The 23,080-nt window shown below is 59.3% G+C and carries 24 protein-coding genes and 1 tRNA gene; 18 read left to right on the plus strand and 7 right to left on the minus strand.

Annotated elements, in window-relative coordinates; all coding sequences use genetic code 11:
• Positions 1–47: 47 nt before the first annotated feature.
• The gene (locus PSH69_RS06730; protein ID WP_305411458.1) at positions 48–1,481 is read right to left on the minus strand and encodes a M48 family metalloprotease; all 1,434 of its coding nucleotides are present in this window, start codon (positions 1,479–1,481) and stop codon (positions 48–50) included.
• A gap of 98 nt (positions 1,482–1,579) precedes the next feature.
• On the opposite strand from PSH69_RS06730, the gene PSH69_RS06735 reads away from it, so the two are divergent.
• Entirely contained in the window at positions 1,580–1,819 is a 240-nt protein-coding gene (locus PSH69_RS06735) for a sulfurtransferase TusA family protein (protein ID WP_253419723.1), read from the plus strand.
• Positions 1,820–1,850: 31 nt separating this feature from the next.
• Complete coding sequence (locus PSH69_RS06740; protein ID WP_105348189.1) at positions 1,851–2,921, plus strand: AI-2E family transporter; 1,071 nt, start codon at positions 1,851–1,853, stop codon at positions 2,919–2,921.
• 109 nt (positions 2,922–3,030) lie between these two features.
• Here the strand turns inward: PSH69_RS06740 and PSH69_RS06745 are convergent, their stop codons facing one another.
• Together PSH69_RS06745 and PSH69_RS06750 are read right to left on the minus strand one after the other, a co-directional pair.
• On the minus strand, positions 3,031–3,504 hold the full coding sequence (locus tag PSH69_RS06745) for a peroxiredoxin (RefSeq protein ID WP_018926778.1): 474 nt from the start codon (positions 3,502–3,504) through the stop codon (positions 3,031–3,033).
• Positions 3,505–3,514: 10 nt separating this feature from the next.
• Positions 3,515–4,075 (minus strand): glycine cleavage system protein R, encoded by a 561-nt coding sequence (locus tag PSH69_RS06750; protein ID WP_007898662.1) that lies wholly within the window; start codon positions 4,073–4,075, stop codon positions 3,515–3,517.
• Between the two features lie 328 nt (positions 4,076–4,403).
• Here PSH69_RS06750 and dapA point away from each other — a divergent pair, with 328 nt between their 5' ends.
• From dapA to PSH69_RS06790, 8 genes are all read left to right on the plus strand, one after another.
• The gene (gene dapA, locus PSH69_RS06755; RefSeq protein WP_007941448.1) at positions 4,404–5,282 is read left to right on the plus strand and encodes a 4-hydroxy-tetrahydrodipicolinate synthase; all 879 of its coding nucleotides are present in this window, start codon (positions 4,404–4,406) and stop codon (positions 5,280–5,282) included.
• A 17-nt stretch (positions 5,283–5,299) separates the two neighbouring features.
• On the plus strand, positions 5,300–6,415 hold the full coding sequence (gene bamC / locus PSH69_RS06760) for an outer membrane protein assembly factor BamC (RefSeq protein WP_018926776.1): 1,116 nt from the start codon (positions 5,300–5,302) through the stop codon (positions 6,413–6,415).
• A gap of 4 nt (positions 6,416–6,419) precedes the next feature.
• A complete protein-coding gene (locus PSH69_RS06765) occupies positions 6,420–7,178 on the plus strand; it encodes an MBL fold metallo-hydrolase (RefSeq protein WP_305411460.1) in 759 nt (252 codons plus the stop codon).
• A 28-nt stretch (positions 7,179–7,206) separates the two neighbouring features.
• Positions 7,207–7,920, plus strand: coding sequence for a phosphoribosylaminoimidazolesuccinocarboxamide synthase (gene purC / locus PSH69_RS06770; RefSeq protein WP_018926775.1), 714 nt, complete (start codon positions 7,207–7,209; stop codon positions 7,918–7,920).
• Between the two features lie 84 nt (positions 7,921–8,004).
• Positions 8,005–8,094, plus strand: a tRNA-Ser gene (locus PSH69_RS06775).
• Positions 8,095–8,433: 339 nt separating this feature from the next.
• On the plus strand, positions 8,434–8,625 hold the full coding sequence (locus PSH69_RS06780) for a DUF1508 domain-containing protein (protein WP_074874292.1): 192 nt from the start codon (positions 8,434–8,436) through the stop codon (positions 8,623–8,625).
• A gap of 169 nt (positions 8,626–8,794) precedes the next feature.
• The gene (locus PSH69_RS06785) at positions 8,795–9,721 is read left to right on the plus strand and encodes a LysR substrate-binding domain-containing protein (RefSeq protein WP_305411461.1); all 927 of its coding nucleotides are present in this window, start codon (positions 8,795–8,797) and stop codon (positions 9,719–9,721) included.
• Positions 9,722–9,778: 57 nt separating this feature from the next.
• Entirely contained in the window at positions 9,779–10,144 is a 366-nt protein-coding gene (locus tag PSH69_RS06790; RefSeq protein WP_305411462.1) for a 5-carboxymethyl-2-hydroxymuconate Delta-isomerase, read from the plus strand.
• 3 nt (positions 10,145–10,147) lie between these two features.
• On the opposite strand, the gene PSH69_RS06795 is transcribed toward PSH69_RS06790, so the two are convergent.
• The 3 genes from PSH69_RS06795 to PSH69_RS06805 all read right to left on the minus strand — a co-directional run bounded on the left by PSH69_RS06795 (position 10,148) and on the right by PSH69_RS06805 (position 13,378).
• Positions 10,148–11,083 (minus strand): LysR family transcriptional regulator, encoded by a 936-nt coding sequence (locus PSH69_RS06795; RefSeq protein ID WP_305411463.1) that lies wholly within the window; start codon positions 11,081–11,083, stop codon positions 10,148–10,150.
• Positions 11,084–11,230: 147 nt separating this feature from the next.
• A complete protein-coding gene (locus tag PSH69_RS06800) occupies positions 11,231–12,178 on the minus strand; it encodes a DMT family transporter (protein WP_305411464.1) in 948 nt (315 codons plus the stop codon).
• Between the two features lie 15 nt (positions 12,179–12,193).
• Positions 12,194–13,378: a cyanate transporter gene (locus PSH69_RS06805; RefSeq protein ID WP_305411465.1), complete on the minus strand. Its 1,185-nt coding sequence runs from the start codon at positions 13,376–13,378 to the stop codon at positions 12,194–12,196.
• 451 nt (positions 13,379–13,829) lie between these two features.
• Here PSH69_RS06805 and PSH69_RS06810 point away from each other — a divergent pair, with 451 nt between their 5' ends.
• From PSH69_RS06810 to PSH69_RS06835, 6 genes are all read left to right on the plus strand, one after another.
• Positions 13,830–15,212, plus strand: a complete 1,383-nt coding sequence (locus tag PSH69_RS06810) for a glutamine synthetase family protein (RefSeq protein WP_305411466.1) — start codon at positions 13,830–13,832, stop codon at positions 15,210–15,212.
• A 166-nt stretch (positions 15,213–15,378) separates the two neighbouring features.
• Positions 15,379–17,028 carry a phosphoethanolamine transferase gene (locus PSH69_RS06815; protein ID WP_305411468.1) on the plus strand — a complete coding sequence of 550 codons (1,650 nt, stop codon included), beginning with the start codon at positions 15,379–15,381 and terminating at the stop codon, positions 17,026–17,028.
• Between the two features lie 72 nt (positions 17,029–17,100).
• On the plus strand, positions 17,101–17,763 hold the full coding sequence (locus tag PSH69_RS06820; RefSeq protein WP_305411470.1) for a class I SAM-dependent methyltransferase: 663 nt from the start codon (positions 17,101–17,103) through the stop codon (positions 17,761–17,763).
• A 117-nt stretch (positions 17,764–17,880) separates the two neighbouring features.
• Complete coding sequence (gene rnd, locus PSH69_RS06825) at positions 17,881–19,014, plus strand: ribonuclease D (protein ID WP_305411471.1); 1,134 nt, start codon at positions 17,881–17,883, stop codon at positions 19,012–19,014.
• A complete protein-coding gene (locus tag PSH69_RS06830) occupies positions 19,011–19,304 on the plus strand; it encodes a YcgL domain-containing protein (RefSeq protein WP_305411472.1) in 294 nt (97 codons plus the stop codon). The genes rnd and PSH69_RS06830 overlap by 4 nt, the downstream gene beginning before the upstream one ends.
• Positions 19,305–19,423: 119 nt before the next feature.
• Positions 19,424–20,356, plus strand: a complete 933-nt coding sequence (locus PSH69_RS06835; protein WP_028939342.1) for a D-2-hydroxyacid dehydrogenase — start codon at positions 19,424–19,426, stop codon at positions 20,354–20,356.
• 56 nt (positions 20,357–20,412) lie between these two features.
• On the opposite strand, the gene PSH69_RS06840 is transcribed toward PSH69_RS06835, so the two are convergent.
• Positions 20,413–21,006: a nitroreductase family protein gene (locus PSH69_RS06840; protein WP_007942200.1), complete on the minus strand. Its 594-nt coding sequence runs from the start codon at positions 21,004–21,006 to the stop codon at positions 20,413–20,415.
• Between the two features lie 275 nt (positions 21,007–21,281).
• Between PSH69_RS06840 and PSH69_RS06845 the strand changes: the two genes are divergently transcribed.
• Both PSH69_RS06845 and PSH69_RS06850 read left to right on the plus strand, forming a co-directional pair.
• Positions 21,282–21,731, plus strand: coding sequence for a YcgN family cysteine cluster protein (locus PSH69_RS06845; protein ID WP_052966452.1), 450 nt, complete (start codon positions 21,282–21,284; stop codon positions 21,729–21,731).
• A gap of 91 nt (positions 21,732–21,822) precedes the next feature.
• Complete coding sequence (locus PSH69_RS06850) at positions 21,823–23,052, plus strand: hypothetical protein (RefSeq protein ID WP_305411473.1); 1,230 nt, start codon at positions 21,823–21,825, stop codon at positions 23,050–23,052.
• Positions 23,053–23,080: the final 28 nt, after the last annotated feature.

Here is a 23,080-nt window from a genome sequence, read left to right on the forward strand (position 1 = left end):
CTCGAAAGAGGCGGTTTTTTTGTATCTGAATTTTGTCCCTGAAGCAGTCAGCCCATCATGTCCTTGATCATTCGTTCCTGCTCCATCAGCTCGCGTTGCCGTGCGTCAATCCGCGATGACAGCGGGAAGTTGCTGCCCGCCTTGCGCTTGGCGAAGTCCAGTTGCTGGATCGCCTGGCGATAATCCCCGACTAGTGCGAAGTACTCTGCACGAGCCTGATGCAGACCGATGATGTTGCCAGACAGACCACGAGTCTCGGCCACCATGTACCAGACGTCCGGATCTTCGGGACGGGTCTTGAGCAGGTTCTCCAGCGCCTTTTCCGCATCGGCTGCTCGATTCTGCTTGAGCAACAGGTCAACACGCACCTGATTCAGCGGGTAGTTGCCCGGATACTGAGTCAGCATCCGGTCAACCCGTGACTGAGCATCGGGCAGACGATTATTGGTGATGTCCAGATCGACCTGCGCCAGGTTGTAGATGATCTCGTTCGGCGATTTGGCCAGCAGCTGCTTGAGGTTCTCGCGAGCTTCATTCAACTGACCGCCTTTGATCTGGGCGATTGCCAGGCCATAGCGCGCGACGTCGTTTTTCGGGTTTTCATCGAGTTGGGCGCGGAAGCGCTTGGCACCCAAGCCTGGGGTTTCTTCATAAATCAGCTGCACGCGTGCACGAATCAGCTGATAACGCATGCTGTCTTCGATACCGCCCGGTTTGGCCTGTTCGGCACGGTTGCGGGTGTCGGCGATACGCGATTCGGTCACCGGGTGAGTCAGCAGGAATTCCGGCGGCTTGGCATCGTAGCGGTACTGGCGCATCAGCCGTTCGAACATGGTCGGCATCGAGCGCGGATCGTAACCGGCCTTCTCCAGATTCATGATGCCGATACGGTCGGCTTCCTGTTCGTTCTGGCGCGAGAACCGTCGTTGTTCCTGCATCGCCGCCGCCTGGGTGCCGGCAATGGTTGCGATCCCGGCATCGCCTGCACCGGCAGCGGCAATCACGATCCCGGCCAGCAATGCAGCCATCATAGGCACTTGCATGCGTTGCGAGGCTTCGACACCGCGGGCGAAGTGACGCTGCGACAAGTGGGCCAGTTCGTGAGCCAGGACCGAGGCATATTCGCCTTCGGTCTGGGCGTTGAGGAACAAGCCGCCGTTGACGCCGACGATCCCGCCCGGCGCGGCGAAAGCATTGAGCTGTGGGCTGTTGATCAGGATGAACTCCAGGCGCCGGTCATTAACCTGGCTGGTTTCCACCAGCCGATAGACGCTGGACTCGACGTAATCCTTGAGTTGCGGATCGTTGAGTTGCGACACCTGGCTGCGCAGCATCGCCAGCCACGCACGGCCCAGTTGGTATTCCTGTTGCGGCGAGACGATGGCAGAACTGGCGTCACCGAGTGACGGCAAGTCGTCGGCGAAGCCTGGTGAGGCGAGCAGGCAAGCGAGCGTCAGCAGGGTAGGGCGCAAAAAAGTCATGCACAAAGCCTTAGTCGACAAAGACGTTACTGTAGCCGGACACTACGCTTGGGACCAGATATTCTAAGCGGCTCAACCCCCTGCCCCGGAGTGATTCGATGACTGACGCTGTAACCCACGACGCCGAGCTGGACGCCAGTGGTCTGAATTGTCCGCTGCCGTTGCTCAAAGCTAAGATGGAACTCAACCGAATGGCCAGCGGTGCGGTGCTCAAGGTGATCGCCACCGATGCAGGCTCTCAGCGTGACTTTCGCACCTTTGCCCGATTGGCCGGTCATACGCTGCTTCGTGAAGAAGATGAGGCGGGCGTTTACCGTTATTGGTTGAAAAAAGCCTGAAATCTGCTGTGTTCGTGCCTAAGGATTATTGATGTTCAAAGTGTTACGCGACTGGATTCAGCGTTACTTCTCGGATGAAGAGGCCGTGGTGCTGGCGGTACTGCTGTTTCTGGCATTTACCGCCGTACTCACCCTGGGCGGAATGCTTGCGCCAGTGCTGGCCGGGATGGTGCTGGCGTATCTGATGCAGGGGTTGGTGGTAATCCTCGAGCGTCTGCGTCTGCCGGGCGCCGTGGCGGTGGGGTTGGTCTTCGCGTTGTTCATGGGCGGGCTGCTGGTATTCATCCTCGTCGTGGTGCCCCTGCTCTGGCATCAACTGATTACGCTGTTCAACGAATTGCCCGGCATGCTCGCCAAATGGCAGTCGCTGCTGTTGCTGCTGCCCGAGCGTTACCCGCATCTGGTGTCGGACGAGCAAGTGCTGCAGGCGATCGAAGTGGCGCGGGGCGAGATCGGCAAGTTCGGCCAGTGGGCGCTGACGTTCTCGTTGTCGAGCTTGCCGCTGCTGGTGAACATCATGATCTACCTGGTGCTGGTGCCGATCCTGGTGTTCTTCTTCCTCAAGGACCGGGAAATGATCGGCCAGTGGGTGCGCGGTTACCTACCGCGGGAGCGAGCGCTGATCACTCGGGTCGCCCAGGAAATGAACCGGCAGATTGCCAATTACATTCGTGGCAAGGTCATCGAAATCTTCATTTGCGGTGGCGTGACGTACATCGCTTTCGTGGCGCTGGGGCTCAACTACGCGGCGCTGCTGGCGTTGTTGGTGGGTGTGTCGGTGGTGGTGCCCTATGTCGGGGCGGTGGTGGTGACCGTGCCGGTGCTGCTGATTGCGCTGTTCCAATGGGGCTGGAGCGATCAGTTCATCTATTTGATGGCGGTCTACGGGATCATTCAGACGCTGGACGGTAACGTGCTGGTGCCGCTGCTGTTCTCGGAGGCGGTCAACTTGCACCCGGTGGCGATCATCTGCGCGGTGCTGCTGTTTGGCGGGTTGTGGGGCTTCTGGGGCGTGTTCTTTGCGATTCCCCTGGCGACGCTGTTCAAAGCCGTGCTGGATGCCTGGCCGCGCAAGGAGCCCGAGGTGTCGCCGCTGCTTTGATCGTCGATTTGAGGGCCTCTTTGTGGGCAAGCCCCGCTCCCACAGGGTTCATACCATCCCTGTAGGAGCGGGCTTGCCCGCAAAGGCGTCCGAATAGACGCCAAAAAAATCAGGCCTTGTTCAGCGCCTGAGCAGCCGCCAAAACCGCATCCACATGCCCCGGCACCTTCACGCCGCGCCATTCCTGACGCAGCACGCCATCCTTGTCGATCAGGAACGTGCTGCGATCAACACCCATATATTCCTTGCCGTAGAGCTTTTTCAGCTTGATCACGTCGAACAACTGACAGATGGCTTCGTCCTTGTCGCTGATCAGCTCGAAGGGGAATTCCTGCTTGCACTTGAAGTTCTCATGAGACTTCAGGCTGTCGCGAGATAGACCGAACACCTCGGTGTTGGCCGCCTTGAACGCCGCGTACTGGTCGCGAAAGCCCTGGCCTTCGGTGGTGCAGCCCGGCGTGCTGTCCTTCGGGTAGAAGTAAATCACCACTTGCTTGCCTTTGAGAGCCGCGAGGCTGACGGTCTGCCCGCTGGTGGCGGGTGCTTCGAAGTCGGCAACCGGTTGGTCGATGGCTACGGCCATGAAAGCTTCCTTACATTGGGTTTTGTGGGCGCCACGGTTCAATCAGTGCGTCCAGGTTCATGGCGTCGGCGAAATCCAGGAACTGGTCACGCAGCCAGCTGATCTGGGTGCCGGCCGGCAAGGTCACGGTAAACGTGGCGTTGAGCATGGTGCCGCCGGTCTGCGGAGCCTGATAGGTGTCGCAGGTCAGATTCTCCAGCTCGACGTTGTGGTCCATGAAGAACTGGCACAGCTCGTTGATGATGTCCGGGCGGTAGGCCGAGCTGACGTAGGCGACGTACGGCAGCGCCTGGGGACGGTTCTCCAGGGCTGCGCTGCGCACCACGTTGACGGTGAAAGCATGCCGCTTGGCCAGCACCGGCAGACTGCCTTCGAGGCGCGCCAGGGCGTCCCAGCTGCCGGAGATCTCGAGGATCAGCGCGCTGCATTCGCCATGACGCGTCAGGCGAGAGGTGACCACGGCGCAGCGGTTTTCATGGCTGGCGCGGCACAGGACGTTAGTCAGCTCCATGGGGTTGGCGCCGAGGGCACTGATGACAAGGAATTGTTCGCGAACTGTGGGGGTGGACATGCAGCATTCCTAAAGCGATGAGCGGTCGATACTGTTTATGGGCTTTTTTACCGGGGACGAGCCTGCGGATGCGAATTCACAAACCCCCAGCCGAAGGTTGCAACGTGCTCCAGTATGGCAAGAGCGAGGGGTGGCAACGCTGGATCGGGGCTTGTGATGCCGAAAATGGAGGCTGGAAACCGGCGTACGAGCTTATCAGTACCGATCAAAGTCTGAAGGGTAGCGAAAAGCAGCGCCAAGGGGAATGGCAGCAGCGCAGTACTTCGCTTGTACAAGCATCTTGGCGCCAGTACCATTACCGCTCTCTTTTTCCGGCAGGAGCGGTTGCATGATTGCGGGCAGTATGGTGGCACTGGTCACACCCATGGATGCACAGGGTCGTCTCGACTGGGACAGCCTGAGCAAACTGGTGGACTTCCACCTGCAAGAGGGCACCAACGCCATCGTGGCGGTCGGCACTACGGGTGAGTCGGCCACGCTTGACGTGAACGAGCACATCGAAGTGATTCGTCGCGTGGTTGCCCAGGTTGCAGGGCGTATTCCGGTGATCGCCGGTACGGGCGCCAATTCGACGCGTGAAGCGATCGAACTGACGACCAACGCGAAGAACGCTGGCGCCGACGCGTGCCTGCTGGTAACCCCTTATTACAACAAGCCGACGCAAGAAGGCCTGTACCTGCACTTCCGCGCCATCGCCGAAGCGGTCGATATCCCGCAGATTCTTTACAATGTGCCGGGCCGTACCGCGTGCGACATGCAGGCCGAGACGGTAATCCGCCTGTCGACCGTGAAGAACATCATCGGCATCAAGGAAGCCACGGGCGACCTGCAGCGCGCCAAGGACATCCTGGCCGGCGTGAGCAGCGACTTCCTGGTCTATTCCGGTGACGATGCGACCGCGGTCGAGCTGATGCTGCTCGGTGGCAAGGGCAACATTTCGGTGACCGCCAACGTTGCACCGCGCGCCATGAGCGAGCTGTGCGCCGCTGCGATGGCCGGTGATGCCGTCAAAGCCCGGGCGATCCACGAAAAGCTGATGCCGCTCAATAAAACCCTGTTTATCGAATCCAACCCTATCCCCGTGAAATGGGCGCTGCATGAAATGGGCCTGATGCCGGACGGTATCCGTCTGCCGCTCACCTGGCTCAGTGCTGCCTGTCACGAACCGCTGCGGCAGGCCATGCGCCAGTCCGGCGTCCTGGTTTAATTGAGGAAGTACTACGCATGAAGCGAATGGCCGGACTTTCCGCACTTGCCTTGATTATCTCCAGCACCAGTGGCTGCGGATGGATCTGGGGCCCGGAAGGTTACTTCCGTGACCGTGGTAGCGATTACCTGGAAGCGCAACAGACTGCACCGATGCAACTGCCACCGAATGTCAGCACCTCAAAGCGTCTGGATCCACTGTTGCCGATCCCGCGCAATGTGGCCGACGATACGGCCAAGGGCGAATATGTCGTGCCTCGTCCGCAGCCGCTGTCGGCAGCGGCTGATATCAGTGCCTACTCCTTGCAGAAGAGCGGCGATTCGCGTTGGATCATGGCGCAGAACCCACCGGCCGAAGTCTGGCCAGTGGCCGTGCAGTTCTTCCAGGACAACGGTTTCCGTCTGGACGAACAGCGCCCGCAAACCGGTGAGTTCACTACCACCTGGCAGCATTCCGACGAACTGTCCGCAGCCATGGCCAAGCGCCTGAGCGCGGCTGGTGTCGGCGCCGATAGCGAAACCCGCGTACGGGTGCGTATCGAGCCAGGCGTGCAGCGCAACACAAGTGAAGTCTATGTGGTCAGCGCCGAGCGTCCTGCCGGCAGCACCGCCAACGTCGACTTCACCAATCGTTCGGTCAACACCGGCCTGGACGCAGCATTGGTCGACGACATGCTCGCGAGCATGAGCCGCACTTCGGAGAAGGGCGGTTCGGTCTCCATGCTGGCCTCGCGTGATTTCGATACGCCAAGCCGTGTCAGCCTGACCGAGGATGGCAGTGGCAACCCGGTGCTCAACGTCGGTACCGACCTGGATCGTGCCTGGTCGAGCGTCGGTCGTGCGCTGGAACAGGGCGAATGGCGTGTTGAAGACATCAACCGCAGCCTGGGCCTGTACTACATCAACCTCGCCGAAAAGGCCGAGAAGAAGGATGAGCAGCCAGGTTTCTTCGGCAGCCTGTTCGGCAGCAAGCCGAACAAGGAAGAAGTTGAAGCCCGCGCCGAGCGTTATCAGGTTCGCCTGAGCAAGGTTGGCGAGAACGTACAAGTTACCGTCGAGAAAAACATCAACACCGTGGCGCCAGCAGACGTGGCGCGCAAAGTGTTGACCGTGATTCAGGACAATTTGGGCTGATCACATGCGTTTTGCCGTTCTCGGCAGCGGTAGCCAAGGGAACGGCACGCTGGTAGCCAGCGATGACACGTATGTACTGGTGGATTGTGGTTTCTCCTTGCGGGAAACCGAAAAACGCCTGCTGCGCCTTGGGGTAAACCCTGCGCAGTTGAGCGCGATACTTGTGACCCACGAACATGCCGATCACGTGCATGGCGTGGGTTTGCTGTCTCGGCGTTACAATCTGCCTGTCTACCTCAGTCGCGGGACCCTGCGCGGGATGCGCAAACCGATTGAACCCGCAGGCCTTCTGGCTGGCGGCGAGCAACTGCAAATCGGCCCTCTGAGCATCGGCGTCATTGCCGTGGCCCATGATGCGCAGGAGCCGACGCAGTATGTCTTCAGCGACGGTCAGCGGCGTTTTGGCCTGTTGACCGACCTGGGGTCGTACTGCAACAAGGTGCTGGACGGCTATCGGGACCTCGATGCGTTAATGATTGAGGCCAACCATTGCCGTGACATGCTGGCTCGCGGTCACTACCCGTACTTTCTCAAGCAACGGGTGGGTGGTGAATTTGGACATTTGAACAACCATCAGGCGGCATTCCTGGTGGCCGAGTTGGGCTGGCAAGGCCTGCAACACCTGGTCCTGGCCCATCTGAGCAGCAAGAACAACCTGCCGCAGCTGGCCCGGCAATGTTTTGTCGACACCCTCGGGTGCGACCCGGACTGGCTGCAACTGGCCGATCAAGATTCAGGGCTCGACTGGCGACACATCGCCTAGCCCACCTACTTAGCAAGCGGAGCCCATCATGGAAAAACGTGAAGAACTCTACCGCGGCAAAGCCAAATCGGTTTACAAGACCGACGACGCTGACCGCTTGATCCTGCTGTTTCGCAACGACACCTCGGCGTTCGACGGCAAGCGTATCGAGCAGCTCGACCGCAAAGGCATGGTGAACAACAAGTTCAACGCCTTCATCATGCAGAAACTCGAAGCAGCCGGTGTGCCGACTCAATTCGACAAACTGCTGGGCGACAACGAATGCCTGGTGAAAAAACTCGACATGATCCCGGTCGAATGCGTCGTGCGTAACTATGCCGCCGGCAGCCTGGTCAAGCGCCTGGGTGTTGAAGAGGGCATGAAGCTCAACCCTTACACCTTCGAACTGTTCCTGAAGGACGACGCCAAGGGCGACCCGTTCATCAACGAATCCCACGTCGTGGCATTCGGTTGGGGCACCGCCGAGCAACTGGTTCGCATGAAAGAACTGTCGCTCAAGGTCAACGAAGTGCTGAGCAAACTGTTCGACGACGCCGGCCTGCTGCTGGTCGACTTCAAACTCGAATTTGGCGTGTTCTCCGACGGCTCCATCGTTCTGGGCGACGAGTTCAGCCCGGACGGCTGCCGTCTGTGGGACAAGGCCACCAAGAAGAAAATGGACAAGGACCGCTTCCGTCAGGGCCTTGGTGACGTCATCGAAGCCTATGAAGAAGTCGCCAACCGTCTGGGCGTACCGCTTTAATCGACGCAAGCATCTGATAGCACGGAAAAAAATCGCTAAAGGGGGTTCGCTTCCGGCGATTGTGCTGTTATGATGCGCGCCGTTGGAGAGATGCCAGAGTGGCCGAATGGGACGGATTCGAAATCCGTTGTACCTTCACCGGTACCTAGGGTTCGAATCCCTATCTCTCCGCCATACATAGAAAAGCCCCGTAGATGAAAATCTACGGGGCTTTTTCGTTTGCGCAGCTTTTTCCATCGGGCCGCTTTCGCGTCCGTCCCGCTTTTTCCCCAAGTTTTTGGTGTCGGAAAAGTCAGCACGACAGAGTAAGAAAGATGTGTCCGTCCACAGGAAAAGTTACTCCACCAAGTCGTTCTAATTACCGCCCCCCGTATTCATTGAGCGTTTCGTCAATCAAGGTTTTTCCTTCGAAATATCCCCTGACATTGAAAGACGTTGCCGCAAAAATTCCTCATCTACTCTGGTTTCGCAGGTCACTGACCTGTCGTAATCAGCCATCGCAAGGAGCGATCAATGTACTTTGAGATTTACAGGCAAACCCGTGGCACCGCACAGACCGGCAAGGGTCAATGGCGCTGGCGTTTGCGGGCGGGGAATCATGAAACGATTGCCAGTGGGGAGGCTTACGTCAATAAGTCTGATTGCGTGCATGCCATCAGTTTGATCAAGGGGACTCATGATCAGACTCCGGTCAAGGAAATATAGGTTCCAGGCGGTGAAGCTGCTCAATGGGAGCAGCTTCGTTTTGACCGGGTGGTCTTGAGTAGTGAGTGCCTCTGGTTTTTATGGGGCGGGTCGTTTGCCAACCTGCATAGACGCCGATCGCGACACCTCCCTAAACTGTCACCCAGTCTTGGGGACCGGGGTGCAACGGATGAATCGCAACGAACTACGCAAGGCCGATATCAACCTGATGGTGGTGTTCGAGACATTGATGCTCGAACGCAACGTCACGCGGGTGGCGGAGAAGCTGTTCCTCGGTCAGCCGACTATCAGTGCGGCGCTGAACCGTTTGCGGACGATGTTCAACGATCCGCTGTTCATTCGGGTCGGCCATCGCATGGAGCCGACAGCGCGGGCCGAAGAGATTATTCAGCACCTGTCGCCAGCACTGGATTCGCTGTCGGTGGCCTTGAGCCTGACCCACGATTTCGATCCACTCAGTAGCACCATGACGTTTCGCATCGGTCTGTCGGACGATGTCGAGTTCGGTCTGTTACCGCCACTGCTGCGTTCTTTGCGCCAGGAAGCGCCGAAGGTGGTGTTCGTGGTCCAGCATGTCGACTACTGGCGCATTCCCGACTTGCTGGCGTCTGGCGATATCACCGTTGGTATCAGCCAGACCCGCGGCCTGCCGGCCAACGCCAAACGCAAGTTGTTGCGACATATCCAACCCAGTATCTTGCGTGCAGATGCGTCGGACACGCCGTTGACCCTCGATGAATATTGCGCGCGGCCGCACGTACTGGTGTCCCACACCGCCAATGTCAGTGGCTACGCCGATGAATGGCTGGCGGAGATTGGCCGAACACGCCACGTCGTGCTGTCCGTTCCGCAATACAGCTCATTGCCGGCGTTGCTCGCCGGCACCGATCTGATCGCCAGCCTGCCGGACTACACGGCGGAGGCGATGGCGGCGTCAGGCCAACTGTTCAAGGAGCCGTTTCCGTTCAAGACGCCGACCCTGGACCTGTCCATGGTCTGGCTCAGCCATGTCGACAGCGATCCAGCCGAGCGCTGGCTGCGCTCGCGTCTGGAAGCGTTCATGAGTGAGCGTCCGACTCTTCCACTGTCCCAGTGAGTGGGGCAGCGCTGTGTTATATGTACGACCTTTCTACCGATTTTCAGGAGTCCCTTCATGCCCCACCTGCACATGGAATACACCGCCAACCTGCCCGAACTGAATGCCGATGTGGCGTTGATGCGACTCAACAACGCGCTGGTCGCTTCCGGGCAGTTTGGCGCCGAGTTCGATATCAAGGCCCGTGCGGTGAAGGTCGAGACTTTCAGGGTGGGCACCGCACCGGGCGAGCGGGCGTTCGTGCATGTAAAGCTGGCACTGTTGAGCGGTCGCTCGCCACAGATCAAGAAGCAGTTATCTGACAGCCTGCTGGCGGTGGTGCAGGATGTGTGTGAATGGCCGGTCGGGGTTGAGGTTCAGCTGTGTGTGGAAATCCTCGACATCGATCGAGAGTCCTACTCCAAGACTGCCATCGGCCTCTGAGTTTCAGGCCATTTCCTGCTCGGCGCAGGCCTTGATCACTTGCTCGCGCAGCCAGGTGTTGGCGCTGTCCTGGTCGACGCTTTGACTCCACTGCATGTCCAGGGTGAAACCCGGTAAACCATTGGGCGCTTCGCAGTGATTGAAGATCGCCTCATTGGCCAGCAATTGCTGGATGCGCCGGGGCAAGGTCAGGATGAAGTCGGTGCCGGTGATCATCTTCAATGCTGCGCTGTAGCTGTTGGAGCGTGCGACAATCTGGCGTTTGTGGGCCTGTTGAGCCAGCCAGCCGTCAACCATGTTGGTGGTGGACGTCCAGGGCGTCGGGAATACATGCCGACGTTCAGTGAACGCTTGCAGGCTCAAGCGCGGCTCCAGCGGCGTGGCGCGTTTGTCGAAGACGCAGACCAGGTCGTCCTCCAGTAGCCGTCTGGAGTTTAAGTCGGTGTGGCTACGATGAAAGTTCGGGCCGAAACAGATCACCAGGTCGAGGCTGCCGTCGCGCAGTTCTTCGGCCGGGATGTCGGTTTCGAACTTGTGCATGTTGACCATCACCGGCAGGTCGGCGAAATCGAAGCTCTTCAACAGGCGCGGCAGGATCAGTTGCTCGAAGTATTCCGGCGCACAGATATTGAAGGTGACCGGTTGCAAGGTCGGATCGAACGTCGGTGTCCCGGCGTGACACAGGTTGATGCTTTCGAGAATCTTCAGCACATGGGCATACATGGTGCTGGCTTTGTAGGTGGGACGCATACCCGTGCGGGTATTGATGAATAACTCGTCTTCGAAACTTGTACGCAGTTTCTTCAGGCAGTAACTCACGGTGGACTGGCTGACGCAAAGTGCCTCCGACACACCGGTGACGCTGCTTTGCTCATACACGGCAACAAATACCATGAGGTCTTGCATATCGAGCTTTCTAAGCAAGTTACTGTTCAGCATCCGTTCTGTCCCGCTGTGCTCCTTGCGCCGACTGTGCGCAAACGTGTGAGAACGATCCTAACGGAACGATGGTGCCAAGAGAATGCCTTGTAGGATGTTTCATGGTCGGTTGTGGGACAGATAGTGTTATGAACACGACTTGTGATTTCAATCACCCGAAACATGGCCAGAGGCTTTTAGCGCTGATTGCTGTGCAGGCATTGCATCGCGGCTGGATATTAACAGCGCCAACATGCCGACGCCCACCAGCAACGCGCCGATGATTTCCAGTGCGCGGGGTGACTGGCGTAGCCACAACCAGTGGAACAGTGTGATGAACAGGGTGCTCAGGTAGATGTAGGAAATGACTGAGGAAGGGGCGATCACGCCAATGGCTCGATGCAGCAGCCAGAAAGTCGCCAGGGTGGCGAACAGTGCCAGGTAGATCAGCCACCAGAGATCGCTCGCGCTCAGCAACAACGCCGAGCGCCAGCCGCCGCTGAACCCACAGAACACCAATAGAAACAGTGCGCCGAACAGCATGTTCCAGAAAGTCATGCCCACCGGGCCGCGCCCCTTGAGGCTGTTGGCCTTGAGCCGTTGACTCAGGGGCGAGTAGAGCGCCATTGCCAGGCAACCGACCGCATACACCGATACCGCATACAGCGACGGCAGTTCGCCGGGGCCTGCGCCTTTCAATACCAGCAGCACGGCGCCTGCCGCGGCAACCAGCATGGGCAACACGCGTTGTTTCAGGCGGCTGTCGGGTGTCAGGATGGCTTCGAACAGCAGCGTCAGCAACGGCACCAGAGTAAACATCGTCCCGGTGTTCACCGCCGAGGTGTAACGCAGTGCTTCGAACAACGAGCCGAAGTACAGTGCCAACAACATGCCGAGTACGGCATGACCGAGCAGGCCGCGGGCGGTCATGGCGGTATCGCCCTTGAACAGCAGCAGGGGTAAAAACACCAGGGCGCAACACAACAAGCGCAACCCGGTCAGCAGAATCGGGTCGATGGCCTGGCTGACCTGGGCTGCCGCGGAAAACGAGACGGCAATCAACAGCGCCCAGAGCAACATGCCGACGTGAGCGGCAGCAAAACCTGTGCGTTTCATGGTGGGGGTTCCGGGTTAATGAATGTGTTTGGCGTAATGCCGCGGATCGAAACGCAGAACCATCAGGATCATCAGTGCCATGACGCCCATCAGTGACCACCAGGCCCATTCGAAACTGCCCAGTTGATCCCGAATCATCCCGGCGATCAGCGGCGAGAGGCCGGCGATCAGGTAACCGATGCCTTGCACGAAGGCGGTCAACCCGCCCGCGCGTTGAGGATTGTCCAGATGATCCAGCGACACGATCAGGCTCATCGGGAACAGCCCGCCGATGCCCAGTCCCAGCAGGCACGGCCACAGCAGGCTCAGGTGTTGCGGGCTCAGAATCAGACCGCAAAAACCGGCCATGATCAGTGCCAGTAACACCACCAGCACCAGGCGCCGGTCACGGTTGCGGTTGGCGATGGCGGGCGTCAGTAGCCCCGACAACACTTCCATGGCCGTCAAAAAGCCCAGTAACAAGCCGGCCTGTTGTTCGCTCCAGCCTTTTTCCACGTAGTACGGTGCCAGCCAGGCCAGGACACAGGTGTAGGACGCCGTGCCCAGGCCGAAGAAGATTGCGAGTAACCAGGCGCGGGAATTGCGGAAAAAGGATTCTTTGCGGGACGACTTTTCCCCCAATGTCGGCATTCCCATGCGTTGAACGCACCAGAACAACACCGCCGCCAGCGCCAGTGCCGCCCAGATCGCCAACCCCACTCGCCAACTGCCGGTGCGGGTCATCACCAACGGCGCGAATGACGCCGCAATTGCCGCGCCGGCCATGATCGACGTGACGTAGAGACCCATGCACACGGAAACGTTGTCGTTGAAACGGGACTTGATCAGGGCCGGCATCAGCGCCTGAATCAGCGCAATGCCGACGCCGGCCAGCACGGCGCTCAGGATCAGTTCCGCCGCCGAATCAAGGAACAACCGCGACACCGTGGCCAGGCCGATGATCAGCAGCGACAGCACTACGGTGCGCTGCTCGCCCAAGCGCTGACTGATACCGATACCAAAGAACATCGCCAGTCCCATGGCCATGACTGGCAGCATGGTCAACAGCGAGGCCAGGCTGAAACTCAGCGGGATATCACCGCGAATGGCTGACAGCAACGGGCCGACAGCGGCCATGGACGGACGCAGATTCAGGGCGACAAGAATGATGCTGAACATCAGCCAGAGGGCAGGGCGGGAGGTTGCGCGAACGTTTTCCATAATCGGACCTTCAGGAACAAGGAACCGATTAGGCGCGCGAGCCCTGGAGGCGGCAAATCAGAAAGTCTGGAGCAGTATTTAGAAATTAAATAAGAGTCCGTTCGCCTAATCCTCTGTAGCAGCTGCCGAGCCTGCGAGTCTGCTGCAGAGGCCGTCGCGAATAATCAATTGTTTAGCCAATCCACACCCAAGGTTCTTCAAATCCCGATTTAACGGCTTAACCGCCCGTGTGACGCTGCTGCTCATCTGGTTATCGCGGTCTTCTCTATGGACGGTTGTCCAGTCGCACTCCCTTCCGAACTGGCCTTCTGGGCGCTGTGGCACTGCCGTCACGCGCGCCCGCCGGATTCCTGCATCTCCCGCTGATTGTTCTGACAGGTCCCGCGCTGTGCGCCGGGATCAAACCGGCGGCGCCTGTGCGTTTGCCTGACGCGCAAAGACGAGGATTCCCATGAGCTGTGCCAAGACATCCTTCGCTACCAAAGAGCAAGCCCTGACCTTTCTTGAGCAGAACCCGGATATCGAGATGTTCGAGCTGTTCATCCTCGACAACAACGGTGTGCCACGAGGCAAATTACTGCATCGCGATGAGTTGCTGGCGGTGTATGAAAGCGGTCGGCCACTGCCAAGTACCATCCTGGGACTGACCATCAATGGCGATGACGTGGAAAACTCCGGGCTGGTCTGGGACGTCGGTGATATCGATTGCCGCGCTTATCCCGTCAGCGGCAGTTTGCAGCGCATGCCGTGGCGATTGATTCCCACCGCGGCGGTGCAGGTCAGCATGCATCCGCAGGAGGGCATGCCCGCGACCATCGCCGACCCACGACACCTGCTGGCCAAGGTCATCGAAGGCTTGCAGGCCGACGGTTATTACCCGGTGATGGCGGCGGAGCTGGAGTTCTATCTGCTGGATCAGCAGCGCGACGGCAACGGTCGGCCGCAGCCAGCCCGGGATGTCGATGGCGGGCGGCCACGCGGGACTCAGGTCTACGGCTTGCGTGAACTGGAACAGATCGAGCCATTTCTGGCCGACCTCTACAGCGCCTGCAAGCTCCAGGGCATTCCGGCGCGCACGGCGATTTCCGAATACGCGCCGGGGCAGGTGGAAATCACCCTCGAACACCGCACCGACGCTTTGCAGGCGATGGACGAAGCCGTGCGCTACAAGCGGCTGGTCAAGGGCGTGGCGCACAAGCACGGGATGACGGCTTGTTTCATGGCCAAGCCGTTCGATGACCTGGCCGGCACCGGCATGCACATGCATGTCAGTCTGGCGGACAAGGAGGGCAATAACCTGTTCGCCAACGAGGCCCCGGACGGCACGCCGCTGCTCAAGCACGCGGTCGGCGGGATGCTCGCGACATTGCTCGATTCATTGCTGCTGTTTTGTCCGAACGCTAACTCGTACCGCCGTTTCCAGACCAACAGCTACGCACCACTGGCAGCCACCTGGGGCGTGGACAATCGCACCGTGAGTTTACGAATACCCGGTGGGCCGGCGTTCTCGCGGCATATCGAACACCGCATTTGTGGTGCCGATGCCAATCCTTATCTGGCGGCTGCGGCGATTCTGGCCGGTATTCATCGCGGCATCCGCGAGCAACTTGACCCCGGGGCGCCGGTGGAGGGCAACGGTTACGCCCAGGCTGCGCAATTGTTGCCGACCGACTGGTTGACCACGTTGCGAGCGCTGGAAGGCTCGAATTGGGCCAGGGAAGCGTTCGGCAGTGAGTTTCTTGGCGTCTATCTGGCAGTAAAACGAGCCGAATACCGGCAATTCATGGGCGAAGTCGGTGAGCAGGACTGGCGCTGGTATCTGCATCAGGCTTGAAACGGGTCGCCAGTGTTGGACGTTTTGGCCTAATGCCAGAAGCCAACTATTCGTTGGCTTCTTTTTCACGAAATATTGATGGTTGACTGCTTAAGATTTGTGGCCTCTCGGTCAATGAAATTTTCACATTTGCCGCGGGCACTTCTTTTCAGGAACAGCCGATCACATGTTGAAGTTCAAAGCCGTGCGCCCCGAATGGGTGACGTTGGTTTCCAGTGCCTTTCTATTGGCAGGGTTCAATTTAGTTCTCTGGCAACACCTCTTCGATATCACCGCAGCAGACGGTCAAGGCATCGTCATGCGTGTCGCGTTCGGGCTGATGATTCTGGCGGCCTTCAACATTGTGCTGACCTTGCTGGCATTCCGACCCGTGATGAAACCCGTGTTGACGCTGATTTTTCTGATCAGTGCCGGTGTGGCGTACTTCATGAGCCAATATGGCGTGCTGATCGACGCCGGTATGTTGCGTAACTTCGCCGAAACCAATGCCACGGAAGTACGCGACTTACTCTCGCTAAAACTGTTTGTTTATATTGTGCTGCTCGGCGTCTTGCCATCGTGGTTGTTGTGGAAAATCCCGGTTAATTACCGTCGCTGGCACCGTGAGTTATTAAGTAAAGTGCTGGTGAGTGTCGCGTCGGTTGCGGTGATCGGCGGTGTCGCATTGGTCAACTATCAAGGCCTGTCGTCGTTGTTTCGCAATCACCATGAATTGCGCCTGATGGTGGTGCCGAGCAACTACATAGGTGCCTCGTTCGGTTATCTGCGTGAGCAAGTGGTGTCTGCACGGCAACCTTTCGCCAAACTGGGTGAAGATGCCCAGAAAAACCCGGCCTGGCAGGCCCACGATCGTAAATCCCTGACGGTACTGGTGGTGGGCGAAAGTGCCCGGGCCGAGAACTTCGGCATCCTGGGTTATGACCGCGACACCACGCCTAAACTGAGTAAGGAATCGGGCCTGATTGCCTTCACCGATGTGCATTCGTGCGGTACGGAAACGGCGGTGTCGGTACCCTGCATGTTCTCCAACATGGGCCGCAAGGATTACGACGCCAGCAAGGCGAAGAACCAGGAAGGCCTGCTGGACGTGCTCAAGCGTGCCGGTCTCGAGGTGATCTGGCGCGATAACCAGTCGGGCTGCAAAGGTACCTGCGATCGGGTCACTGTCGATGACGTGAGTGACCTGAAAGACCCGGTGCTGTGCGCCAACAGCGAGTGCCGCGATGAAATTCTCCTGCAAGGCATGCAGCACTTCATCGACACGCTGAATAAGGACACCGTGCTGGTCCTGCACCAAATGGGCAGTCACGGTCCGGAATACTTCAAGCGCTACCCGAAAGAATACGAACACTTCACACCTGTGTGTGAAAGCAATGCGCTGAACAATTGCAGCCGCGAAAGCATCGTCAATGGCTACGACAATACGCTGGTGTATACCGACCACGTGCTGTCGACCCTGATCGATCTGTTGCGCAGCAACCAGGGCAAAGTCGATACCGCGATGCTGTATCTGTCGGACCACGGCGAGTCGCTGGGCGAATACAACCTGTTCCTGCATGGCACGCCTTACATGCTCGCACCGGAACAACAGAAACATGTAGCGATGCTGGCGTGGTTCTCCGACAGCTATCAAAAGTCGTTCTCGGTGGACACCCATTGCCTGCAACTGAGTCGTGAAAAACCCTTGAGCCAGGACAACCTGTTCCATTCGATGCTCGGTCTGCTGGAGGTCAACAGCACGGTCTACAACCCGGGTCTGGATATGTTCGCCGGATGCCGCGGCGCAATGGGCGACGGTGTGCTGGCCAAAAAATGAGCGACTCGACCTTTTTTCACGTAACGACCGCTAATCTGCGGCGCCTGGAACATCCAACAAGAGCCATTACTCATGTCCGCGCAGCCCCCATCCGCCTTCGAGCTTGAGTTCGCCCGGCGCTACGATCAGGAACACGCCCGCGTCTGTAAACAGCCGCGACCGCGCGGCCTGGCGGGGCGTTTGACGTTCTGGCGCGAAGAGCAATTGGTGCGTAACGCGCTGCAGGTCGCTGGCGAACCGGGATTGATTCTTGATGTGGCCTGCGGTGCCGGGCGTTTCTGGCCAGTTCTGGCCGAGCATGCGAACCGGGTGATCCTCGCGGCCGACGCGTCCCAGGACATGCTCGATCACGCCCGTACCCACCATCCGCAAAACCTGCTGAAACGGATCAAGACCTTTCAGAGTTCAGCCTTCACCATCGGCTTGTCGGCGAATGCGGTTGACTGCATTTTTTGCCTGCAACTGTTTCAACGCGTCGCCTGTCCCGAGCATCGATTGGCCATGCTGGGCGAGTTCCATCGGGTCAGTCGCGATACAGTGATTGTGGCGGTGCGGGTTGATGGGCATTTCAAGCTCGAGTGTTTGGACGTGGAGGGCGCAAAGGTCCAGCCGCAGGCCAGCAAGGCCGAGCTTGAGGCCGAGTTCAGGCAGGCGGGTTTCTGCTTGCTCAGCCATCAGGACTTGGTACCGGGTTGCACGCGGATGCGGGTCTACGTGTTGCGTAAGGACAGCTAGCCTGTCAGACAATTCTTGCTGTCCGGCAGGTATTTTCGCTAAAGCTCTTGTTCAGTGAATGCGCGGAAATCGCCGGGGGCGATATATACTGCGCGCCATTCTTCAAGGGAGAGCCGTGTGGCCATCGATATTCACTGGATTCGCGACAACGATAGCCTCGGTCAGTTTTGCACCGAGTGGCAGCAGCTGCCATTCGTTGCCCTCGATACCGAATTCATGCGGGTCGACACCTTTTACCCGATCGCAGGCCTGCTGCAGATCGGCGATGGCGTACGCGCTTACCTGATTGACCCACTGACCATCGACAACTGGCAGCCCTTGGCCGCGGTGCTGGAAAACCCGGCCGTGCTCAAGGTCGTGCATGCGTGCAGCGAAGACCTCGAAGTCCTGCTGCGCCTGACCGGCAGCCTGCCGGCGCCGCTGTTCGACACCCAACTGGCCGCTGCTTACCTGAACCTGGGTTTCTCCATGGGCTATTCGCGGCTGGTGCAGGACGTGCTCGGCATCGACCTGCCGAAGGGCGAGACCCGTTCCGACTGGCTGCAACGCCCACTGTCCGAGACTCAGATCAGCTACGCCGCCGAAGATGCCGTGCATCTGGCGGAGGTTTTCGTACAGCTGCGTCCGAAGCTTTCTGACGAAAAATACGCGTGGGTCCTGGAAGACGGAGCCGAGCTGGTCGCCAATCTGCGGCGCGAGGTCGACCCGTACGAGGTCTATCGCGACGCCAAACTGGCCTGGAAGCTGTCCCGCGCCCAACTCGCCGTGTTGCGTGAACTCTGCGCCTGGCGCGAGCGTGAAGCCCGCGCCCGTGATCTGCCGCGCAACCGCATTATCCGTGAACATTCACTGTGGCCGTTGGCCCGCACCCAACCGGACAACCTCGGCGCACTGGCGAAAATCGAAGACATGCACCCGCGCACCGTGCGTCAGGACGGCGAATTTCTGCTTGATCTGATCAAGCGCTCTGGCAGTGTGTCGCCTGATCAGTGGCCGCCAGCGGTGCCGGAGCCATTGCCAGTGGAAGCCGCCGCGCTGGTCAAACAGCTGCGCGCCATCGGCCAGGCCGAAGCCGAGCGCCTGAACATCGCGCCGGAGCTGATGCTGCGCAAGAAAACCCTGGAAGCGCTGCTCAAGAGCGGCTTCCCCAATGGTCCTTACCAATTGCCTGATTCGCTGCGTGGCTGGCGCCGCGAATTGATGGGCCAGGCGCTGCTCGACAGCCTGGCCACCGCCGGAGAACAGCCTTGAAACGTATTTGCTCGATTTATCGAAGCTCGAAGAAAAACGGGATGTACCTCTATGTGCTCAAAAGCGATGCACTGGAGCGCGTGCCTGAACCCCTGATGGCGGCTTTCGGCAAAGCCATCCACGCTTTCGACCTGGTGTTGACCCCCGAGCGCAAGCTGTCGCGCGAAGACATTACTGTAGTACTGGAGAACCTCGACAAGCAGGGCTACCACCTGCAAATGCCACCAGCCGAGGATGAATACATCGAACACTTGCCGGAAGAATTGCTGCGCCGCAACGACCCGATGTAATCGGCAGACAGGCTCTGTTCAGAGCCTTATGAAACACTGGAATGATTTTGGCGATGGCCGTGACGATGGAGTGATCCTCTGTCGGCGGTCGTCTGCACTGTTTTTGAAAGGTTTGAAACATGCGCGTTCTGATTGCTGAACACGACCACCCTGTGTATGCCCAACTGTTGCGTCAGGCAGCGCCTGATCTGGAAGTATTGACCAGTGGCGACTCCGCCGAACTGGCCCGTCAGGCCGCCGACTGCCAGGTCTGGCTCGGTCAGCCGGACCTGCTGGCGACGCTGTTGCGTCAGGGCCACATGCCTGCATGGTTGCAGTCGACCTGGGCCGGTATCACGCCGCTGCTGGCCGATGGCTTGCCACGGCACTATCGGCTGACTCGCGCGGTCGGGATTTTCGGTCAGGTCATGGCTGAATACGTGCTGACTTACATGCTTGGCCACGAGCGCGAAGTGTTGGCGCGGCTGGTCAGCCAGGTCGAGCGCAAATGGGACAATCGCCAAGGTCAAAGCCTGGCTGGACGAAAGGTGCTGATTGTCGGCACCGGTGACATCGGTCAGACAGTGGCGCAGTTTCTACTGCCGTTTGGCGTCGAGTTATACGGCATCGCCAGCACCGCCCGGGAGCAGGCGCCTTTTGTCGAAGTCGGCGCGCTGAGCGATTTGCCGCGCCTGGTCGGTGAGGTGGATTACGTGATCAATCTGCTGCCGAATACCCCCAATACGCACGACCTGTATGACGCTGCCCTGTTCAAGCAGTTCAAGGCGACCGGGTTGTTCATCAACGTCGGGCGTGGCGTTGCGGTGGTCGATGCGGATCTGGTGGAAGCCTTGAAGGAAGGGCATCTGGCCGGGGCTGTGATCGACGTCTGCCGTCAGGAACCACTGCCGCAACGTCATCCGTTCTGGACCGCATGGGGACTGCTGCTGACCGGCCACAGCTCGGCACCGACTTCGCCACCGGCGATGGTGAAGCTGTTTGTCGAGAACCTGCGGGCGTATCAAGCGGGTGAAGCGTTGCGTGGGGAAGTGGATTTCGCGCGCGGGTATTGAGTTCACCCAGCTGATCATTCCCACGCTCTGCGTGGGAATGATCAGGTCCGGCGCGTTTAGAGGGTGAAATTACCTTCAGCCGCCAACTCGCTCAGCGGACGACGCGGGCTTGGCTCTTCACGTGCTTGCAGGTACTCGGCCAGTGTCGCCTTGTCGCCCAGCTTGCCGATCGCCACGGCGGCGTGCAGCGCATAACCCTCAGGAATGTTCAGCTCCTTGCGGGTCAGCTCCTGATCGAAACCGGCCATGCCGTGGGTGTGCCAGCCGCTGATACTCGCTTGCAACGCCAGATGGCCCCAGGCGGAACCGGTGTCGAAGGTGTGCCACAGCGCCGGGGTTTCTTCGCTGGCGCCGGGTGCCACGAAGGTGGTTTTCGAGATCACGATCACCAGCGCCGAGGCGTGCTGCGCCCAGCTGCGGTTGAACTCGTTCAGCAGGCCCAGGTAACGCTCCCAGTTCGGTGTGTCGCGACGCGCATAGAGGAACCGCCAAGGCTGCGAGTTGTATGCCGATGGCGCCCAGCGGGCGGCTTCGAAGAAGCTCAGCAGGGTCTCTTCGGGAATGGTTTCACCGGTGAAGGCGCGGGGCGACCAGCGATCGGTGAACTGAGGGTGAATGGCGTAGTCGGCAACGCGTGGATTAGCACTCATCAAGAGATTCCTTTACGTTTGAAAGTGGGGGTCGTCGAAAAACCGGCGGGTACAGTTGAGCTGAGCGCCAGTTTTTTTTGAGCCGGCAGTTCACCTGAATGCAACGCGGTTGAGCGTTAATGGCACTTGGGGAGGGCTCCTTGCGACTGGCAAAGCTACTGGGTGGCGCAAAAACTGACAAGTGCCGTCGTACCGGCAGTCGCCAATGCTTGGCCCGCCGGTGCCTTGGCACTAGACTGGCGGCCTTTTCACCACCTGATGTTGATGCTTGAACCATGGCCGCCAAAGTCGAACCGTTCTGGATACGCAAAACCCTCGATCAACTCGATCAAGAGGAATGGGAATCGCTGTGCGACGGCTGTGGCCTGTGCTGCCTGCAAAAGCTCGAGGATGAAGACGACAACGCCGTCTACTACACGCGTATCGCCTGCAAACTGCTGGACCTCAAAACCTGTCAGTGCACCGATTACCCCAACCGCCGCGACTTTGTCCCCGATTGCATCCAGCTCACGCCGGGCAAGGCCGATGAGTTCAAATGGTTGCCGCCGACCTGCGGTTATCGACTGGTCAGCGAAGGCAAGGACCTGCCGCTCTGGCATCACCTGGTGTGTGGTGATCGCGAGGCGGTGCATCACGAGCGTATTTCCCAGTCCGGGCGCATGCTCGCCGAAGGCAGCGTGGCCGAAGACGATTGGGAAGATCACCTGATTTTTCGCGCGGGTTAGTGCGTAGCACATACAAGATCGGCAGTGGTTACAGGCATTTGGGGGCGCGACGCAGCCCTGCGCGAGTAAGCTCGCCACAATAGGAGTGTGTATGGCGGTGGGAGTGCTGCGGGCGTTGGCTGTCGGGTTGCTGGCCCTGAGTTCGCCCGTATGGGCGGCGAAGAAAGTCGATCTGGATTATCACGTACGCCTGTTGCCGCAAAGCGATCAGGCCGAAGTGCGCCTGACCCTGGCCCAAGGCTCGGCGGTGCGCAGTCTGGATTTCGACTTGGGCGATGGCAGTCACTACAGCGATTTCAAGGCCGACGGCCAATGGCAGCTCACACCGGGCACGCAGGCCCGTGGTGTCTGGCGCCCGGCCGCCGACAAGGCCAGCCTGACCTACCGCGTGCGCATCAGTCATGGGCGCAAGAGCGGCAGTTTCGACACGCGTATGACACCAACGTGGGCGCTGATGCGTGGCGATGACCTGGTGCCCGCGGCCAGACTCGATCAGCAGGACGGTATCGAACTGGTGTCACGCCTGGAATTCGAATTGCCCAGCGGTTGGAAAAGCGTCGAAACCGCTTGGCCGCGGATCGGCAAAAACAAGTTCCGCATCGATAACGTCTCGCGCCTGTTCGACCGTCCCACTGGCTGGATGCTCGCCGGTAACCTCGGTAGCCGTCGCACGCGGTTGGGGGAAACCGAAGTCACCGTGGCCTCGCCCCAAGGCCAGGGGATGCGTCGCATGGATGTGCTGACGCTGCTGACGTTCGTGTGGCCGCAAGTGCAGGAAGTTTTTCCGCGTCACCCCAGCAAACTGCTGATCGTCGGCGCCAATGACCCGATGTGGCGTGGCAGCCTGGCCGCGCGGGAATCGATCTATCTCAATAGCCGCCTGCCGCTGGTCAGCGAAAGCGGTACCAGTGCCTTGATGCGTGAATTGGCTCAGGTGTTCGGGCGCATCAACGATAGCCAGCGCAGTGACTGGATCAGCGAAGGGTTTGCCGAGTATTACGCCATCGAACTGGTGCGCCGCGCGGGCGGCATGAGTGATGAGCGGTATGAGAGCCTGCAGAGCAAGTTGGCCAAGGACAGCCAGAAGGTCACCACCTTGCGCGGGGAGCAGATCAACCCGGCGCAGGTGGCCAAAGCGGTGGTGTTGCTGCAGGAACTGGATCGCGAGATTCGCCTGAAGACCCGCAACAAGCGCTCGCTGGATGATGTACTGCGTGGGGCGATGCGTTTGGAGAGTGTCGATACCAAGGAATTCGTTCAGCTCAGTGAGAGCGTTATTGGCGAGTCTTCCAAGGTGCTTGATACCGGGTTGCTTCAGTAAGACCGCGAAGAGGCCCTGAGCCTCACCG

It is taken from the genome of Pseudomonas sp. FP1740 (assembly GCF_030687165.1).
Taxonomy (GTDB): Bacteria; Pseudomonadota; Gammaproteobacteria; order Pseudomonadales; family Pseudomonadaceae; genus Aquipseudomonas.

What these genes read in the sequence shown, in the direction of transcription:
- PSH69_RS06820 (WP_305411470.1), top strand. Translation starts at nt 17,101, where the DNA reads ATGTCCGCGCAGCCCCCATCCGCCTTCGAGCTTGAGTTCGCCCGGCGC.
- PSH69_RS06840 (WP_007942200.1), bottom strand. Translation starts at nt 21,006, where the DNA reads ATGAGTGCTAATCCACGCGTTGCCGACTACGCCATTCACCCTCAGTTC.
- PSH69_RS06780 (WP_074874292.1), top strand. Translation starts at nt 8,434, where the DNA reads ATGTACTTTGAGATTTACAGGCAAACCCGTGGCACCGCACAGACCGGC.
- PSH69_RS06790 (WP_305411462.1), top strand. Translation starts at nt 9,779, where the DNA reads ATGCCCCACCTGCACATGGAATACACCGCCAACCTGCCCGAACTGAAT.
- PSH69_RS06740 (WP_105348189.1), top strand. Translation starts at nt 1,851, where the DNA reads ATGTTCAAAGTGTTACGCGACTGGATTCAGCGTTACTTCTCGGATGAA.
- PSH69_RS06745 (WP_018926778.1), bottom strand. Translation starts at nt 3,504, where the DNA reads ATGGCCGTAGCCATCGACCAACCGGTTGCCGACTTCGAAGCACCCGCC.
- PSH69_RS06835 (WP_028939342.1), top strand. Translation starts at nt 19,424, where the DNA reads ATGCGCGTTCTGATTGCTGAACACGACCACCCTGTGTATGCCCAACTG.
- PSH69_RS06800 (WP_305411464.1), bottom strand. Translation starts at nt 12,178, where the DNA reads ATGAAACGCACAGGTTTTGCTGCCGCTCACGTCGGCATGTTGCTCTGG.
- PSH69_RS06845 (WP_052966452.1), top strand. Translation starts at nt 21,282, where the DNA reads ATGGCCGCCAAAGTCGAACCGTTCTGGATACGCAAAACCCTCGATCAA.
- bamC (WP_018926776.1), top strand. Translation starts at nt 5,300, where the DNA reads ATGAAGCGAATGGCCGGACTTTCCGCACTTGCCTTGATTATCTCCAGC.
- PSH69_RS06735 (WP_253419723.1), top strand. Translation starts at nt 1,580, where the DNA reads ATGACTGACGCTGTAACCCACGACGCCGAGCTGGACGCCAGTGGTCTG.
- PSH69_RS06810 (WP_305411466.1), top strand. Translation starts at nt 13,830, where the DNA reads ATGAGCTGTGCCAAGACATCCTTCGCTACCAAAGAGCAAGCCCTGACC.
- purC (WP_018926775.1), top strand. Translation starts at nt 7,207, where the DNA reads ATGGAAAAACGTGAAGAACTCTACCGCGGCAAAGCCAAATCGGTTTAC.
- dapA (WP_007941448.1), top strand. Translation starts at nt 4,404, where the DNA reads ATGATTGCGGGCAGTATGGTGGCACTGGTCACACCCATGGATGCACAG.
- PSH69_RS06730 (WP_305411458.1), bottom strand. Translation starts at nt 1,481, where the DNA reads ATGACTTTTTTGCGCCCTACCCTGCTGACGCTCGCTTGCCTGCTCGCC.
- PSH69_RS06765 (WP_305411460.1), top strand. Translation starts at nt 6,420, where the DNA reads ATGCGTTTTGCCGTTCTCGGCAGCGGTAGCCAAGGGAACGGCACGCTG.
- PSH69_RS06805 (WP_305411465.1), bottom strand. Translation starts at nt 13,378, where the DNA reads ATGGAAAACGTTCGCGCAACCTCCCGCCCTGCCCTCTGGCTGATGTTC.
- PSH69_RS06815 (WP_305411468.1), top strand. Translation starts at nt 15,379, where the DNA reads ATGTTGAAGTTCAAAGCCGTGCGCCCCGAATGGGTGACGTTGGTTTCC.
- PSH69_RS06795 (WP_305411463.1), bottom strand. Translation starts at nt 11,083, where the DNA reads ATGCTGAACAGTAACTTGCTTAGAAAGCTCGATATGCAAGACCTCATG.
- PSH69_RS06850 (WP_305411473.1), top strand. Translation starts at nt 21,823, where the DNA reads ATGGCGGTGGGAGTGCTGCGGGCGTTGGCTGTCGGGTTGCTGGCCCTG.
- PSH69_RS06750 (WP_007898662.1), bottom strand. Translation starts at nt 4,075, where the DNA reads ATGTCCACCCCCACAGTTCGCGAACAATTCCTTGTCATCAGTGCCCTC.
- PSH69_RS06785 (WP_305411461.1), top strand. Translation starts at nt 8,795, where the DNA reads ATGAATCGCAACGAACTACGCAAGGCCGATATCAACCTGATGGTGGTG.